This is a genomic window from Enterobacter chuandaensis, from assembly GCF_039718975.1.
Lineage (GTDB): Bacteria > Pseudomonadota > Gammaproteobacteria > Enterobacterales > Enterobacteriaceae > Enterobacter > Enterobacter chuandaensis.
Genome location: NZ_CP097173.1, coordinates 1,129,603 through 1,146,709, shown reverse-complemented (window position 1 = coordinate 1,146,709; position 17,107 = coordinate 1,129,603). Strand labels below are relative to the sequence as shown.

The window sequence follows — 17,107 nt, the reverse complement described above, 5'->3', positions numbered from 1 at the left end:
CCTGGCCCTCTCCCACGGGGAGAGGGAATACACATTAAAAACGGCAACCTAAGGTTGCCGTTTTGCTGTTTATCAGGCGTTATACGCATTCTCGCCGTGGCTGTTCACATCCAGACCTTCGCGTTCCTGCTCTTCCGGTACGCGCAGCCCAACCGTCATGTCCGCCAGCTTATAGCCGATGAAAGCGACAACAGCAGACCACACAACGGTGATAGCAATACTTTCCAGCTGTACCAGCACCTGATGAACCATGGTGACGCCTTCAGCGTAGCCTACGCCACCCAGCGATTTCGCGGCGAAGATACCGGTCATGATACAGCCGACGATGCCGCAAACGCCGTGGACGCCGAACACATCGCAAGGGTCGTCAACGCGCAGCACACGTTTCAGAGCAGTGACGCCCCACAGACCCGCAAGACCCGCGACCAGACCCACCAGCAGCGCACCACCGACACCCACGTAACCGCACGCCGGAGTGATACCAACCAGACCGGCAATCGCACCTGAACAGGCACCCAGCAGGGAAGGTTTACCGCGCACTGCCCACTCGCCGAACACCCAGGAGAGGATTGCACCCGCCGTCGCCACAACGGTGTTCACGAAGGCCAGCGCGGCGATTTCGTTCGCGGCACTTGCGGAACCGGCGTTGAAGCCAAACCAGCCAAAGTAGAGGATAGCCGTACCGGTAAACACCATCGGCAGGTTGTGCGGTTTGAACGCCTCTTTACCGAAGCCTACGCGTTTGCCAATCAGATACGCCCCCACCAGACCCGCTACCGCGGCGTTGATGTGCACAACGGTACCGCCCGCGAAGTCCAGCGCGCCGTGCGTTGCCAGCAGACCACCGCCCCAGACCATGTGCGCAATCGGCACATAGGAGAGCGTCAGCCAGACCACCACGAAGATCAGAACCGCAGAGAAACGAATGCGCTCGGCCAGCGCGCCCACGATCAGCCCGACGGTGATGCAGGCGAACGAGCCCTGGAACGCAACGTGGATGTACTGGTAGAAGCTGCCCATCAGCGCGGTCAGCTCAATATTTTTCAGCATCACCCAGTCGAAGTTACCAAAGAAGGCGTTGCCGGTACCGAAGGCCAGCGAGTAACCGTAAACCACCCACAGCACGCAGACCAGCGCGAACGTCACGGCAACCTGCGTCAGCATGGAGAGCACGTTTTTGCCGCGGATCAGACCGCCGTAAAACAGCGCAATGCCCGGGATAGACATGAACAGCACCAGCGCGGTGCTGATCATCATAAAGGCGTTATCGGCCTTGTCTGCCACGGCAGGGGCAGCCAGCGCCAGGCCCGGCAGCAGTGCCAGCGAACCCAGACCCGTTTTAAGTGTTGCTATCTTCATTTTCTCGATCCCTATCACTGTGTGCCAGGAGTTACTTACAGTGCCGCTTCGTCAGATTCGCCGGTACGAATGCGAATGACGCGCTGCAGTTCGGCAACGAAAATTTTGCCGTCGCCAATTTTGCCGGTGTAGGCCGCTTTGCTAATCACATCAATCACTTCATCAAGCTGATCGTCCGCAATCGCAACATCGATTTTTACTTTTGGCAGGAAGTTAACGCTGTATTCCGCCCCGCGGTAAAGCTCGGCATGACCCTTCTGACGACCAAAGCCTTTCACTTCGGTGACAGTCAGTCCCTGAATACCCATGGAAGATAACGCTTCGCGCACGTCTTCCAGTTTGAATGGTTTGATTACCACCGTAACCAGCTTCATAGATCCCCTCCAGTCAGAATTCGGTAATGGCCGCAGCTCACGCAGAAGGTATTGCAAGGGATGTGCCAGAAATGAAAACGAGGGAGAAAAGCGGTGCGACGAGCGTTACGCCGCCTTCATTAACGAACCGGTGAAAAAAAACGCACCATGGCAGTGCACGGTGCGTTTCAGTCTTGCACCAACAGGAATGACTGTTAGCGCGTTGCTTTGTTTTGGTGCATCAGGCGCTGAGGGACTCTTCCTCGCGCACGCTGGCGGCCAGCTCTTCACCCGCCAGCTGAAGCTGGTACATCTGCCAGTAGCGCCCTTTGGCTTCCAGCAGTTCACGGTGCGTGCCGCGCTCCACGGCTTGTCCACGATGCAGCACCAGAATGGTATCGGCATCGACAATGGTGGAAAGACGATGGGCAATCACCACCAGCGTCGTATGGTCGCGTACCGCGGCCAGCGCCTGCTGGATGGCCTGCTCGGTACCGGAGTCAATGCTGGCCGTCGCTTCATCCAGAATCAGTACCTGCGGGGTTTCAATCAGCACCCGCGCCAGCGCGAGAAGCTGCTTTTGCCCAACGGAGAGATTGTTCCCCTGCTCGCCCAGCTTTGTATTTATGCCGTCGCTAAACCCGCGCGCCAGATCCGCCAGTTGCACTTTTTCCAGCACCTCCCAGACCTGCTCCTGGGTGTAGTCCCGGCCCAGGGTCACGTTGGCGTAGAAGGTGTCGGCCAGCACGACCGGATCCTGCTGCACCATCGCGACGCCTTTACGCAACACGTTGTGGCTGAGAGACGCGAGCGGGCGTCCGTCGAGGCGGATTTCGCCGTGCGTGACCGGGTAATACCCCATCAACAGGCTGGCGAGCGTGCTCTTGCCGCTGCCCGTATGCCCCACCAGCGCCACGAAACCGCGCGACGGAACATCCAGCGTAATGTCCTGCAACACCAGCCGGTCTTCGCGATAGGCAAACGAGACGTTATCAAAGGCGATTGTCCCACTTTGCAGAGGTCGCTCATCATTGCCGTAGGCCTGGCGCGGCCTGTCCATCAGCTCAAACACGCGCTCACCGGCGACGACCGCCTGCTGCAGCATCGATTGCTGGGTGGTGAGCTCGATCAGCGGCTCGTTAAGGCGGCCCAGATAGCTAATAAAGGCGTAGAGCACGCCCACTTCAATCGTACCGTTTGAGCTCAGACCAAAGAGCATCAGCAGCCCGCAAAGCACCAGCGCAGAGAAAAGGCTCAGCAGCGGGCGCAGCAGGAAACCGTCGAGGCGCAGCGTCTGCATACGCGCCATGTAGTGCGAACGGCTGGCTTCCCCCATCCGCTCGCCAAAGCGCGCCTGCTGGCGGAACTGCTGAATGACACTCATGCCGTTGATCACTTCGTTGAAGCCATCGTTGATGTCGGCCAGATAGGCGCGCACCCGGCGCACGATTGGCGTGCTGTAGCGCTGGTAGATGATCATCACGATCAGCACCGCCGGGAAGATGGTAATCGCCACCAGCGCCATGCGCCAGTCGAGGCTGAACATCGCCACCAGCATCGCGCCGATCAGCGCCGCGCTGCGTAACACCGTCGCGACCACGGTGACGTACAGGTCGCGGATCACCTCGGTATCGTTGGTCACGCGCGAAATCACCTGCCCGACCGGCTGGATATCAAACTCGCTGAGCGGCTGGCGAAGCGCCGCGTCCATTACATCCGTGCGCAGCTGCTGAACCACGCCGACGGCGGCACGGTTAAACAGCAGCGACTGCGCATAGTGCAGCCCTGCCGCCGCCAGCTGTAAACCAACGTAGGCCACTCCCAGCCCCGCCACCAGCCCCAGGGGCAGGTAGCTTTTCGCGACCATATTGTCGATGAAGTAGCTGATAAGCAGCGGCCCGCTGACTTCAGCAATCGCCGCTATCCAGAGTAAAAGTACGGCAACGGAGAGCGGTTTACGCCACGGCGAGCCGTAGGCCAGCAGACGTTTGAGCGTCGGCCACATCGTTCCGAGCTTACGCATTGGCGGCCTCCTCATCCTGCTCCGGCGCATCGTCCAGCGCCGCCTCAAGCTGTTGATAGCGATACATATCGCGATACCAGCCCGGCTGCCCGGCAAGCGTGTCATGCTGCCCGCGCTGGGCAATGTGACCGTGCTGTAAGACCAGAATTTCACTGGCTTCCGTGAGTGCCGACAAACGGTGGGCGCTGATAATCACCGTGCGGCCATCGCCCCACTGGCGCAGGTTATGCAGAATTTGATGTTCGGTACGGCCATCCACGGCGGAAAGCGCATCATCCAGAATAAGGATTTCAGCATTCAGCAGCAGCGCGCGGGCAATCGAGATACGCTGTTTCTGCCCGCCGGACAGCATGACGCCACGTTCCCCAACTTCCGTTTCGTAACCCTGCGGCAGCCGCAAAATATCGTCATGTACGCTGGCTAAGCGCGCCACGTGCTCGATCTCTTCCTGCGTCGCCGACGGGTGACCAAGCGCAATGTTATTCGCCACGGTATCCGAAAATAAAAACGGCGTCTGGCTGACCACCGCCAGACGGCCACGCCACTCGTCCAGCAGCAGGTTCGGCAGGGGGATATCATGGAAACGAATATCGCCCTCGGTGACGTCAAAGTGGCGCTGAAGCAGAGAAAGCACGGTACTTTTTCCGGAGCCCGTCGGGCCGCAGATGCCCAGCATCTGGCCTGGCTGCAGCGTAAAGCTGACGTTTTCCAGCACCGGATGTTCCGTTTGTGGATAGACAAACTTGCGGACGTCGACATGCATGACGCCGCGCCCTTCCGGTACCGCTTCGCTGCCGTCATTGACCACCGGTGCTTCGGCCAGCATGGCGCGAATGCGGCTGTAGGCAGCGCTGCCGCGCTCCACAATGTTAAACATCCAGGCCAGCGCCAGCATCGGCCAGATCATCAGCCCCAGATACATCGCGAAGCTGGTCAATTGTCCCAGGGTTAACGTGCCCTGCACCACCATCCAGCTTCCGCCGCCAATGGCAAGCAGGTTTGCCATGCCGATTGCGACATAAATCGTTGGATCAAATCGCGCATCAATACGCGCGACGCGCATGTTTTTCGCCCCCGTGTCTGCCGCATCGGCGGCAAACAGTGCGGACTGCCTGTCTTCCAGGCCAAACGCTTTAATCATGCGGATGCTGGTCATGCTCTCCTGGGTGCGATCGTTCAGAGAAGAAAACGCCGCCTGCGCCAGCTTGAAGCGTTCGTGCAGCTGTTCGCCGTAGCGATTGATCGCCAGCGCCATCAGCGGCATCGGCAGCAGCGCAAGCAGGGTCAGCTGCCAGCTGATCTGCGTGGACATGACGATCAGCACCGCGCAGCCCATCACCAGCGAGTCCACCAGCGTTAATACGCCTTCTCCGGCGGCAAAGACCACGCGATCGACGTCGTTCGTCGCGCGGGCGATGAGATCCCCGGTGCGGTGGCGGAGATAAAACTCAGGATGCTGTCGGCTCAGCTGGCGGTAAAAATCTTCACGCAGCTCAACGGCCAGCTGATAGGACGCACCAAACAGCAGCACGCGCCAGACGTAGCGCAGCAGATAAACAATGACCGCCGTCAGCACCAGCGTGCCAACCCACATCAACACCCGTGCGGTGGTGTAATGCTGTTCAGTGACGCCATCCACGACGTAGCCCACCACTTTCGGCGGGATCAGCTGCAGGATGGCAATGATAATAAGCAGGGCGACTGCACCGAGGTAGCGTTGCCACTCCCGACGAAAGTACCAGCTTAATTGGGCAAATAATCGCACGCGGTTTGTTCCTGAAGGTATTTTACGAAGTTATTCAATGGGTAATGCTGTGGTGTACTTAATCTGTTCCATGGCGAAGCTTGAGGTGACGTCCGACAAGCCCGGGACGCTGTTCACCAGCCGCTTGTAGAAATCATCATAGCGCTTCATGTCTGCCACCTGGACGCGCATCAGGTAGTCGTACTCGCCGGCCATACGCCAGAAGCCGAGCACCTCGGGCATTTCAGATACCTGTGTGACGAAGCGGCAATACCACTCGCTGCTGTGATGTTGGGTTTTTATCAGCACAAATGCCGTCAGCCCAAGCCCCAGTTTTTCGGGATCGAGTAACGCGACGCGGCCCAGAAGAATGCCGTCATCTTCCAGCTTTTTGAGGCGCTTCCAGCACGGCGTGGTGGTCAGATTAACGGCATCTGCCAGCGCCTGCAAAGAGAGGGTACAGTCACTTTGCAGCAATGAAAGGAGCTTGCGGTCAATTTTATCTAGCATACCCACCTCACAGAGAAAATTTTTCTCCCTTCATTCTATTTTAAAGGCCAGATAGCAACAATTTTTTCTGTGCTTTTCGCTATGCTGGGCACAAAATGACAAACGGATAATTACGATGAATAGCACCTGGGTTAAACATGCCATCAGCGAAATCAATGCCGACTATCAGCGCTCGGCGGATACGCACCTGATTCGCCTCTCCCTGCCGGGATTTGACGGTATTCAGCTCTATCTGAAAGATGAAAGCACCCATCCCACCGGTAGCCTGAAGCATCGTCTGGCGCGTTCCCTGTTCTTATACGGTTTGTGTAACGGCTGGATCAAAGAAGGCACCACCATCATTGAATCTTCATCCGGTTCAACGGCGGTATCCGAAGCCTATTTCGCCCGCCTGCTGGGCCTGCCGTTTATCGCCGTGATGCCCTCCTGCACCGCAAAACGCAAAATCGAGCAGATCGAATTTTACGGCGGTCGCTGCCACTTTGTGGAAAGCGCCTGCGAAATCTACGCCGCCTCTGAAATGCTGGCCCGCGAGCTGAATGGCCACTATATGGACCAATTCACCTTCGCCGAGCGTGCAACGGACTGGCGCGGCAATAACAACATTGCCGACAGTATTTTCCGCCAGATGACCCACGAGCCGCATCCGGTTCCGTCATACATTGTAATGAGCGCCGGTACTGGCGGCACGTCAGCCACTATCGGACGCTACATCCGTTGTCAGGGCTACGATACGCAGCTGATGGTCGTTGACCCGCAAAACTCCGTCTTCCTCGACTACTGGCAAAGCCGCGATGCTGACCTGCGCAGCCCGGTGGGCAGCAAAATTGAAGGGATCGGCCGACCGCGCGTGGAACCCTCATTCATCCCGGACGTGGTGGATGAAATGCTTCGCGTACCGGACGCCGCCAGCGTGGCTACCGCGCACTGGCTGGAAACGCAGCTCGGCCGCAAGGTCGGCGCATCAACGGGCACCAACATGTGGGGCGCATTGCAGCTTGCGGCACGCATGCGCGAAGAAGGCCGTACCGGCTCCATCGTCACATTGCTGTGCGACAGCGGCGAGCGCTACCTTGAGACCTACTACAATGCAGAGTGGGTGCAGGCAAACATCGGCGACATCACCCCGTGGAAAGCGCAGATTGCGCACCTGCTGAAATAAAAAAAAGCCAGACCGAAGTCTGGCTCGCTGGAAGGGTCTCACTATTCGGGGGAATATGGGAGGTTGTTGTTGTCCAGCCAATGCGTCAAAAAATGGGACACCGCTTCGTTACCGCAGTGTCCGATAACCGGCAGATGAGGAAGCTCTGCGATTAGCTGTGGCATCGCATTCCCCATAATCAGACCACGCCCTACGCTGCCCAGCATTTCGCGGTCGTTCATGGCGTCGCCAAACGCCATACACTCCTGCAGCGTTAAGCCCAGGTGGTCGCTGAGCACCGCCAGGGCTGAACCTTTGTTACAGCCCACCGGCAGCACTTCAAGACAATCCACCGCCGAGAAGGTCAGGTGCGCCCGGTCGCCCAGCGCCTCATTCAGTTGAATCCGTAAGCGAGAAAGATCGTCATGATCGCCACAGAAGCAGATCTTGGTCACCGCATGGGCAGGTATCCGACGCAGATCGATAAGCTGAAATTGAAAACCGCTATAGACATGGGCGTGCAGCAGTTCAGGGATTTCACGTCCGGTAAACCAGCCCTGGTCGTTAAAGACGTGGATACTGGCCTGTGTGTCCCAGGTGCTGTGCAGGACGATATCCGCCACTTCCGGATTGAGATCCTGGCGGTGCAGCACGTCTCCTTCAACGGTGTGAATGCGCGTTCCGTTACCCGTGATTAAAAACGCATCCAGGGAAAACGCGCCCAGCAAATGGCGCATCTCCAGCACGTGGCGACCAGTGGCAAACGTCAGGGTGACATCACGCTCGCGCAGACGCTTCAGGGTATTCAGTGTTTTCTCCCCCAGACGGTGATCCGGCATTAACAACGTACCGTCCATATCAAATGCAGCGAGGCGGGCCATGATTACTCCTGAAATGTGATGCGATTAACTTGTGCATCAGTATTGCGTGCGATATACGGAAGTAATAGTGAATAGATGAAAATTATTGTTCCGGGTTTCTTATGCGCCAGCTTAACCGCCTTAACCAGTATCAGCGCCTGTGGCAACCTTCCGCCGGCGCTCCGCAGCTCGTAACCGTAAGCGAGCTTGCCAGCCGCTGCTTTTGTAGCGAGCGGCATGTCCGCACCCTGCTGCGTCAGGCCCAGGAGGCGGGCTGGCTCAGCTGGCGCGCGCGGTCTGGTCGCGGCAAGCGCGGTGAGCTGACGTTCCATGCCAGCCCGGAGTCACTGCGCAATGCGATGATGGAAGAGGCGCTTAAGAGCGGGCAGCAGCACAACGCGCTGGAGCTGGCCCAGCTTGCGCCTGACGCGCTGAGATCGTTATTGCATCCATTTCTGGGCGGGCAGTGGCAAAACGACACGCCGACGCTGCGCATCCCCTACTACCGCTCGCTGGAGCCGCTTCAGCCGGGCTTCTTGCCTGGCCGGGCGGAGCAGCATCTGGCGGGACAAGTATTCTCAGGTTTGACGCGTTTTAACGGCAGCAGCAGTGAACCTACGGGCGATCTGGCGCATCACTGGGAGGTCTCTGCTGACGGCCTGCGCTGGCATTTCTACATTCGTTCCACCCTGCACTGGCATAACGGCGATAAAATAGAAACGGCGCAACTCCAGCGAAGCCTGACGGCGCTGTTGACGCTCCCCGCCCTGCGAACGCTGTTCCGGAGCGTTTTGCGTATCGAAACAACGCATCCACAATGCCTGACGTTTGCGTTACATCAACCGGACTACTGGCTGGCACACCGACTGGCAACCTACTGTAGCCGTCTGGCACATCCCGATAACCCTGAGCTTGGCTGCGGCCCCTTCCGGCTGGCCGCCTTTGAGCCAGACCTGGTCCGTCTGGAAAGCCATGAGCAGTACCACCTGAGCCATCCGCTGCTTAAGGCCATCGAATACTGGATCACCCCTCAGCTTTTTGATTACAGGCTGGGCACCAGCTGTCGCCACCCGGTGCAAATCGCGATCGGCGAGGCCGACGAGCTGGAAAGTCTGCGGCTGGTCAGCAGCAGCACCAGCCTGGGGTTCTGTTACCTCACGCTGAAACAGAGCGCGCGCCTGAGCGAGACGCAGGCAAAGCGGCTTATCAATATCATCCATCTCTCCAGGCTTCTGCACACGCTTCCGCTCAACGAAGGGCTCATTACGCCCACCGAAGAACTGCTTCCCGGCTGGACGATCCCCGAATGGCCTGATTTAACGGACGTTGCCCTGCCGGAGGCGCTGACGCTGGTTTACCATCTGCCCGTTGAGCTTCACACCATGGCCAGTCAGTTAAAGGCGTACCTGGCGCGACAGGGGTGTGAACTGACCGTCATCTTCCACGACGCCAAGACGTGGGACGGATGCCAGCAGCTTGCCGAAGCCGATATGATGATGGGAGACAGGCTGATTGGTGAAGCGCCAGCGTATACGCTCGAGCAGTGGCTTCGCTGCGATGCGCTCTGGCCGCATCTGTTAAGCGCACCAGCATATGCGCACCTGCAGGCCACGCTGGATGCGGTGCAGACTCAGGCCGAGGCTCGGGACCGGCACGCGGGCCTGCAGGTCATTTTCGGCCGCTTAATGGAGAGTGCAGTACTGACGCCGCTCTTTAACTATCAGTATCAAATCAGCGCCCCGCCGGGCGTGAATGGGATACGCCTTAACACCCGCGGCTGGTTTGATTTTACCGAAGCCTGGCTGCCCGCCCCGAAATCGTGAAGAAGCTGGTCGCCGTCCTGGCCAGACGGTAACATAACGTTTTTACCGTTACTGTCGAGATGATTTATGAAACGTGCCGTCGTCGTGTTCAGCGGAGGACAAGACTCTACTACCTGCCTGGTACAGGCCCTACATCAGTATGATGAAGTTCACTGTGTGACGTTCGATTATGGTCAGCGTCACCGCGCTGAAATCGACGTTGCCCGTGAACTGGCCCTCAAATTGGGCGCACGCGCGCACAAGGTGCTGGACGTTACGCTGTTAAATGAACTGGCCGTCAGCAGCCTGACCCGCGACAGTATCCCGGTTCCGGACTACGAACCAGACGCCAGCGGCATTCCGAACACCTTCGTGCCGGGGCGGAATATTCTGTTCCTGACCCTGACGGCGATATACGCCTACCAGGTAAAAGCCGAAGCGGTAATTACGGGCGTGTGCGAGACCGACTTCTCAGGATATCCGGACTGCCGTGATGAGTTTGTGAAAGCGCTCAACCACGCCGTCAATCTGGGCATGGCGAAAGAGACGCGCTTTGAAACCCCGCTCATGTGGCTGGATAAAGCCGAAACCTGGGCGCTGGCCGACTACTGGGGCAAGCTGGACCTGGTTCGCAGCGAAACGCTTACCTGCTATAACGGCCTCAAAGGCGACGGCTGTGGCCAGTGCGCAGCCTGTAATCTGCGCGCTAACGGGCTGAACCATTACCTGTCTGATAAAGTCGGCGTGATGGCCGCGATGCAGAAAAAAACCGGGCTTAAATAGGGTTATTTGACCGTGCTGTCGAACAGTTTTACACCGGCAGCACGCTTGATTTTCATCAGCGTTGTCAGCGTTGGGTTGCCGTTGTCTGATAAGGTTCGGTATAGCTGCTGACGGGACAGGCCTGCTTTGGTAGAGATTTCACCTATGCCGCCGCGGGCTTCGATGACCTGACGGAGTGCAATGAGATAGGCAGGGATCCCCTGGTCTTCATAGATCTCATCCAACGCAACATTCAAATAAATTTGAGCAGAGGAAGGATCCTCGCGTAGCATTTTTATTACTGCTTCATCGTGATTGACGCTACTCGAAAATTTTCGTTCTAGCATATTCATCGTTATTCATCCTGAAACTGATAAATTTCACCAATGCGTTACGAGCCATTTCAGCGAATTTCACTTCGATGTTGGTTAACGCCAGGATCCATGCATTTTCGAACCCTGGCTCTTTGCTATGCTATCTCGGTGATAACATCATTTCTTGTACTGAAGCCAAATATCTACACGATCATCAACTCCAGCTTTTCCCGCAATTCCCCTTCCAGCGGCAGCGCCTTTTGCGTTTTCAGATCGATACAGACAAAGGTGATCAGTGCATCAGCCACCACCTGCCCTTCTGGATCGAGCGTTACCACCTGGCTTAACACGCCGCTCTTGCCGTTTAGCTGTTGTACCTGGCTGGTGACCGTGAGCACATCACCCAGCACGGCCGGACGACGGTAGTTGATGTTGATATTGACGACCACGAACGCGATGTTGTGCGCGGTCAGCCACTGAAAGCTTTCGCTGTTTTCCAGCCCGTCCCAGCGCGCTTCTTCAAGAAACTCAAGATAGCGAGCGTTATTGACGTGCTGATAAACATCAAGATGGAAACCGCGTACTTTGATTTTTGTCTGCATAGCGCAATAGCCTTTCGTTGTTATAGGATCAGAGGTCATAACTGGTATGACCTCTTTATCCTGGCAAACTTTTGCCGCAGTGCAAGGAATTGCGTAATTACAATGTCAGGTGTGAGAGGTTGCGCTCAACCAGCGCGCTGCCCATGCCCGGGACCTGTTTGAGATCGTCGACCGTTTTGAAAGGACCGTACTCTTCACGATAGCTGACGATAGCCTGCGCTTTTTTCAGTCCCACGCCATTCATCGCGCGGGCGAGATCGTCCGCAGAGGCCGAATTGATACTGACCCGCGTACCGTCATCATCCGCATTTTTACCGGCGTCAGTCGCTTTGGTTTGCCCTTGCACCGACGCTGCCGCGTCAGACTTGCTCTGCGTAGCCTGTGGTTTGGCTGCGGGCGTCGCCGCCAGCGCCCCCGCGCTCATCCCGGTGGTGGCAATAGCCAGCGTAATTAACAGTGCTTTGATTCCACATTTCATGCTGTTATCTCCTTGTTTGTTGACAGCCACGCAACAATAGCCGCCGGAGAAAACAGGCACAAACAGCAGATTGCAGAAATGGAAAAGGCCGCGAAAGCGGCCTTTAGTTTTTGCAGTACGTTACGAAAATCTGCGAGCAGACACGTAATTATTGCTGCTGAGTCATGATATCGCCCAGCTTGATTTTCGCATCTTTGCGCAGGTTGCTCATCATCGCTTCGAAGGCAATCTGGGCATTGTTCTGGGTAATCCCCTGAACCATCGCTTTCTTCTGCGCTTCTGGCATAGTGCCAGCTTTCACTTCATCCAGCGCCAGCAGAACGACGTTACCCTGCATATCGGTGGTGGTACCGAAGCTTGGTTTGTCCTTCGCAGGCAGGCTCAGACCAAACGCGGCCTGGCTGATAGGGTCCTGACCGGTACGGCTCAGCGTTTTCGCCTCACCGAAGCTCAGGCCCGCCGCTTTCAGCGCGTCCTGTTTGCCCGCTTTCAGATCAACCAGAATCTTCTCAGCATCCAGTTTGGCCTGCTGTTCCGCTTTGTTGTGCTTAACCTGAGCGACAACCTGATCCTTCACTTCCGCCAGCGGTTTGACCGCTTCTGGCTTGTGCTCGCTGACGCGCAGAACGAACGCACGGTCACCGTCAACGGTAATGATGTCAGAGTTGCTGCCCGGCGTGCCGTTCTCGCCCACCAGACCACCGTTAAAGATGGCATCGGAAACCGGCTTGAAGTTCAGCTCTTCCGGCAAGTTGTCACGACCAAACCAGCCGGTCTCAACCGCTTTCACACCCGCCGCCTGCTCTGCACCCGCCAGAGATTCGTTATCGTTGCTGGCAGCATCACTTACCTTCTGCTGCAGCGCATAGTAAGCATCCAGCGCTTTTTCCTGTTTCACTTTCGCAGCGATATCATCACGAACCTCAGCCAGCGGCTTGGTTTTCGCCGCAGTGATGTCGTCCAGGCGTACGACCAGGAAACCCACGGAAGACTTGATGACGCCAGACAGCTGGCCTTTCTCTTTCAGACCCGCATTTTTCAGCTCATCAGGCGTGGTTGCGTCTTCCAGCCAGCCCATATCACCGCCGTTTTTCGCAGAGATGATATCGGTGGATTTTGCTTTTGCGAGGGTTGCGAAATCCGCGCCTTTGTTCAGCTCGTCCAGTACCGCCTTAGCATCTGCTTCAGTTTTAGTCTGGATCACGCTGTAGCGGTTACGCTGCGGCTGAGTGAACTGATCCTGATGCTGATCGTAGTAAGACTGGATTTCCGCATCAGACGCAGTTTCCTGCAGCGCGGCTGCATCCAGCTTGATGTAGCTGACGCGGAACTGCTCTGGAGAAACAAAGGCGTTTTTATTCTGCTCGTAGTAAGCATTAACGTCTGCGTCGCTGACCTGCTGTTTAGCCGCCAGGGCGTTCACATCGATGGTCGCTTCACGGACCACGCGCTGCTGTGCCACCAGCGCGGCCAGTTCGTCGGTTTCCCCTTTGAGCATGAAATCGGTACCCACGACAGCGTTGATGAGCTGCTGGGTTGTCAGCTGGTTACGCAGCGCCTGAGCGTATTGATCGGCCGTCATGCCCATTTGATTAACGATGCTGTTGTAACGCGCGTTGTCGAATTTACCGTTAGACTGGAATGCCTGAGTGGCGAAGATCGCTTTTTTCACCTGCTCATCGCTGATGCCAAGGCCCAGCTTTTTGGCATACTGATCCAGCAGCGCTTCGTCGATAAGACGGTTCAGTGTCTGTTGGCGCAGGGTCTTCATGTACCCTTCATTCGCCGCCAGTTCAGAGAATTGGTCGCCCAGCTGTTGCTGCATACGGTTACGTTCACCAGCAAAAGCATTCTCGAACTGACCGCGGCTGATCTCCTGGCCATTCACTTTTGCGGCATAGTTCGCGCCACCGCCAATAAGGTAACTGCTCACGCCGGTCAATATGAACGACACGATAATGATACCGAAAATAATCTTGAGCACGAGACTGTTAGCAGCCGTGCGTAAGCTGTCCATCATGGTGTAACAACACTCCGCTGTAGGTGACTGGTTACCTGACGCTGACGGAAAATCCTGCCCGTCGCGCGTAAAGGCGTATTGTGACAAGAAAACGGGGCGATTGTCAGCCCACAACTCGCATAAACTCGCACAAATCAGGTCTGGACAAACAAAAAAGGCACATCAAATGATGCGCCCTTGTACTATCCGGCTTCCCTGAAACGGGAAAGCAATCAGTTTACTGCGTCTTTCAGCGCTTTACCTGCACGGAAACCCGGCACTTTAGCAGCAGCAATGGTGATCTCTTTACCGGTCTGAGGGTTGCGGCCAGTACGGGCAGCACGCTCTTTAACAGCAAAAGTACCGAAGCCTACCAGTGCAACGTCGTCCCCAGCCTGCAGAGATTCAGTAACAGAAGCAATTAATGCATCTAACGCACGTCCAGCTGCAGCTTTAGAAATATCAGCACCAGCAGCAATTTTGTCAATCAGTTGAGATTTATTCACTGTTCTCTTCCTCTCTTTATAATTTATATCGCGCCTGAATCCTTCACAACGCGACCGCGCAGCAGTTATATCAGGCCTGCCATGACCTTACAACACCCGTTGTTGATGGCTGACCTAATCAGCAATCTAAATTAGCTATACAAAAAAAGGCTGGCAAGTGCGAAATGACTTACCAGCCTTGTTTTTATTGACGCTCTTTGCGCGAGGTCACTATTTTGCGGTTACAACCTGCATTCCGGAGGGTTCATTCTGCAGTGCGAGACTGAGAACTTCCTCAATTCGCTTAACAGGATGGATCTGCAGATCGGCAATCACGTTGTCCGGAATCTCTTCCAGATCGCGTTTGTTTTCGTAAGGGATCAATACGGTTTTGATCCCACCGCGGTGTGCCGCCAGCAGTTTTTCTTTTAACCCGCCGATTGGCAGAACCTGACCACGCAGGGTGATTTCACCGGTCATTGCCACGTCGGCACGCACCGGGTTACCCGTCAGACAGGAGACCAGAGCGGTACACATGGCAATACCCGCGCTCGGGCCATCTTTCGGCGTCGCCCCTTCCGGAACGTGAACGTGAATGTCGCGTTTTTCGTAGAAATCCGGGTTGATACCCAGTTTTTCCGCGCGCGCGCGCACCACGGTCAGCGCCGCCTGGATGGACTCCTGCATCACTTCACCCAGCGAGCCGGTGTAGGTCAGCTTGCCTTTGCCCGGTACACAGGCGGTTTCGATGGTCAGCAGATCGCCGCCCACTTCCGTCCATGCCAGACCGGTCACCTGACCCACGCGGTTTTCGTTATCCGCGCGGCCATAGTCGAAGCGCTGAACGCCCAGGTACGCATGCAGATTGTCGCCGTTAATCACGATGTGTTTCAGGCTCTTATCCAGCAGCAGCTGTTTCACCGCTTTTCGGCACAGTTTAGAGATTTCACGCTCAAGGCTACGCACGCCCGCTTCACGGGTGTAGTAGCGAATGATGCCGATAATCGCGCTGTCCTCGACGGTCAGCTCGTTGGCTTTCAGCGCGTTACGCTCAATCTGTTTCGGCAGCAGGTGCTGTTTAGCAATGTTCAGCTTCTCGTCTTCGGTATAGCCGGAGAGACGAATCACTTCCATACGGTCCAGCAGCGGTGCCGGAATGTTCATGGAGTTGGAGGTCGCCACGAACATCACATCGCTCAGGTCGTAGTCCACTTCCAGGTAGTGATCGCTGAACGCCACGTTCTGTTCTGGATCAAGCACTTCCAGCAGTGCAGACGCCGGATCGCCACGCATGTCCGAAGACATTTTGTCGATCTCATCGAGCAGGAACAGCGGGTTTTTAACCCCCACTTTCGCCATCTTCTGAATCAGTTTACCCGGCATAGAACCGATGTAGGTACGGCGGTGACCGCGGATTTCCGCTTCATCGCGTACGCCACCCAGCGCCATACGGATATACTTACGTCCGGTCGCTTTAGCGATGGACTGACCCAGAGAGGTTTTACCTACCCCCGGCGGCCCAACCAGGCACAGAATTGGGCCTTTAATTTTGTTCACACGGCTTTGTACCGCGAGGTACTCAAGAATGCGGTCTTTCACGCGTTCCAGGCCGTAGTGGTCGGTATCGAGGATCTCCTGAGCCTGACGCAGGTCTTTCTTGACCTTGCTGCGGGCATTCCACGGAACCTGCACCATCCACTCAATGTAGCCGCGCACGACGGTCGCTTCTGCCGACATCGGAGACATCATTTTCAGCTTCTGCAATTCTGCTTCGGCTTTCTCTTTCGCCTCTTTCGGCATCTTCGCCGCGTCGATCTTACGCTTCAGCGCTTCGTTTTCGTCCGGCGCATCGTCCATCTCGCCCAGCTCTTTCTGAATGGCCTTCATTTGCTCATTCAGATAGTACTCACGCTGGGATTTCTCCATCTGCTTTTTCACGCGGTTGCGAATACGCTTCTCAACCTGCAGCAGATCGATTTCAGACTCCATCATCGCCATCAGGTATTCCAGACGTTCGTTGACGTCGGACATTTCCAGTACGGACTGTTTGTCAGCCAGCTTCAGCGGCATGTGTGCAGCGATGGTGTCCGCCAGACGCGCAGGATCGTCGATGCTGTTCAGCGACGTCAGCACTTCTGGTGGGATTTTCTTGTTCAGCTTGATATAGCCTTCGAACTGGCTAATCGCGGTGCGCACCAGCACTTCCTGCTCGCGCTCATCAAGCTCAGGCGAATCAAGGTACTCTGCCTTCGCAGAGAAGTGTTCGCCATCGTCTGACAGGGTGGTAATACGCGCACGCTGCAGGCCTTCGACCAGCACCTTCACGGTGCCGTCAGGCAGTTTCAGCATCTGCAAAATAGAGGCCACGGTCCCGACGGTGAAAAGATCGTTTACACCCGGCTCATCCGTTGATGCTTCTTTCTGCGCCACCAACATGATTTTTTTATCATGATCCATGGCGGCTTCGAGGCAACGGATAGATTTTTCCCGCCCTACAAATAAGGGTATGACCATGTGCGGATAAACCACCACATCGCGCAACGGCAATACGGGGATTTCAATGCGTTCAGAACGCTCAGGATTCATAGAGCTCTCTCTTAGTTTAGTGTCCGCCAGGTAAACTGGTCATGTAACTGTGCTTCACACAACCATTAACATGTATCCAGTATATGGGG

At 56.3% G+C, this 17,107-nt stretch carries 15 protein-coding genes; 3 read left to right on the top strand and 12 right to left on the bottom strand.

Going from position 1 to position 17,107, the window contains the following annotated elements; genetic code table 11:
• Window positions 1-72 precede the first annotated feature (72 nt).
• From amtB to MX657_RS05525, 5 genes are all read right to left on the bottom strand, one after another.
• Window positions 73-1,359, bottom strand: a complete 1,287-nt coding sequence (gene amtB, locus MX657_RS05545; protein WP_014882787.1) for an ammonium transporter AmtB — start codon at window positions 1,357-1,359, stop codon at window positions 73-75.
• Between the two features lie 35 nt (window positions 1,360-1,394).
• Window positions 1,395-1,733, bottom strand: a complete 339-nt coding sequence (gene glnK, locus MX657_RS05540; protein WP_008503304.1) for a P-II family nitrogen regulator — start codon at window positions 1,731-1,733, stop codon at window positions 1,395-1,397.
• Window positions 1,734-1,953: 220 nt separating this feature from the next.
• Window positions 1,954-3,735 carry a SmdB family multidrug efflux ABC transporter permease/ATP-binding protein gene (locus tag MX657_RS05535; protein WP_119915232.1) on the bottom strand — a complete coding sequence of 594 codons (1,782 nt, stop codon included), beginning with the start codon at window positions 3,733-3,735 and terminating at the stop codon, window positions 1,954-1,956.
• Window positions 3,728-5,500, bottom strand: coding sequence for a SmdA family multidrug ABC transporter permease/ATP-binding protein (locus tag MX657_RS05530; protein WP_119915233.1), 1,773 nt, complete (start codon window positions 5,498-5,500; stop codon window positions 3,728-3,730). The genes MX657_RS05535 and MX657_RS05530 overlap by 8 nt, the downstream gene beginning before the upstream one ends.
• 30 nt (window positions 5,501-5,530) lie before the next feature.
• A complete protein-coding gene (locus MX657_RS05525; protein WP_008503307.1) occupies window positions 5,531-5,989 on the bottom strand; it encodes an Lrp/AsnC family transcriptional regulator in 459 nt (152 codons plus the stop codon).
• 115 nt (window positions 5,990-6,104) lie between these two features.
• Between MX657_RS05525 and MX657_RS05520 the strand changes: the two genes are divergently transcribed.
• A complete protein-coding gene (locus MX657_RS05520) occupies window positions 6,105-7,151 on the top strand; it encodes a PLP-dependent cysteine synthase family protein (RefSeq protein WP_119915234.1) in 1,047 nt (348 codons plus the stop codon).
• Between the two features lie 41 nt (window positions 7,152-7,192).
• Here MX657_RS05520 and cof read toward each other — a convergent pair whose 3' ends face one another.
• Entirely contained in the window at window positions 7,193-8,011 is an 819-nt protein-coding gene (gene cof, locus MX657_RS05515) for an HMP-PP phosphatase (RefSeq protein WP_346807613.1), read from the bottom strand.
• Window positions 8,012-8,112: 101 nt separating this feature from the next.
• Between cof and MX657_RS05510 the strand changes: the two genes are divergently transcribed.
• Together MX657_RS05510 and queC are read left to right on the top strand one after the other, a co-directional pair.
• A complete protein-coding gene (locus MX657_RS05510; RefSeq protein WP_119915236.1) occupies window positions 8,113-9,813 on the top strand; it encodes an SgrR family transcriptional regulator in 1,701 nt (566 codons plus the stop codon).
• Window positions 9,814-9,879: 66 nt separating this feature from the next.
• Window positions 9,880-10,575, top strand: a complete 696-nt coding sequence (gene queC / locus MX657_RS05505) for a 7-cyano-7-deazaguanine synthase QueC (protein ID WP_119915237.1) — start codon at window positions 9,880-9,882, stop codon at window positions 10,573-10,575.
• 2 nt (window positions 10,576-10,577) lie between these two features.
• On the opposite strand, the gene MX657_RS05500 is transcribed toward queC, so the two are convergent.
• The 6 genes from MX657_RS05500 to lon form a co-directional block, all read right to left on the bottom strand.
• On the bottom strand, window positions 10,578-10,907 hold the full coding sequence (locus tag MX657_RS05500; protein ID WP_119915238.1) for a DNA-binding protein: 330 nt from the start codon (window positions 10,905-10,907) through the stop codon (window positions 10,578-10,580).
• 164 nt (window positions 10,908-11,071) lie between these two features.
• Entirely contained in the window at window positions 11,072-11,470 is a 399-nt protein-coding gene (locus tag MX657_RS05495; protein WP_014830880.1) for a YbgC/FadM family acyl-CoA thioesterase, read from the bottom strand.
• 97 nt (window positions 11,471-11,567) lie between these two features.
• Complete coding sequence (locus MX657_RS05490; RefSeq protein ID WP_119915240.1) at window positions 11,568-11,948, bottom strand: helix-hairpin-helix domain-containing protein; 381 nt, start codon at window positions 11,946-11,948, stop codon at window positions 11,568-11,570.
• A gap of 148 nt (window positions 11,949-12,096) precedes the next feature.
• Window positions 12,097-13,968 (bottom strand): peptidylprolyl isomerase, encoded by a 1,872-nt coding sequence (gene ppiD, locus MX657_RS05485; RefSeq protein ID WP_119915241.1) that lies wholly within the window; start codon window positions 13,966-13,968, stop codon window positions 12,097-12,099.
• Between the two features lie 212 nt (window positions 13,969-14,180).
• Window positions 14,181-14,453 (bottom strand): nucleoid-associated protein HU-beta, encoded by a 273-nt coding sequence (gene hupB, locus MX657_RS05480; protein ID WP_002444653.1) that lies wholly within the window; start codon window positions 14,451-14,453, stop codon window positions 14,181-14,183.
• Window positions 14,454-14,663: 210 nt separating this feature from the next.
• Window positions 14,664-17,018 (bottom strand): endopeptidase La, encoded by a 2,355-nt coding sequence (gene lon, locus MX657_RS05475; protein WP_023334706.1) that lies wholly within the window; start codon window positions 17,016-17,018, stop codon window positions 14,664-14,666.
• Window positions 17,019-17,107: the final 89 nt, after the last annotated feature.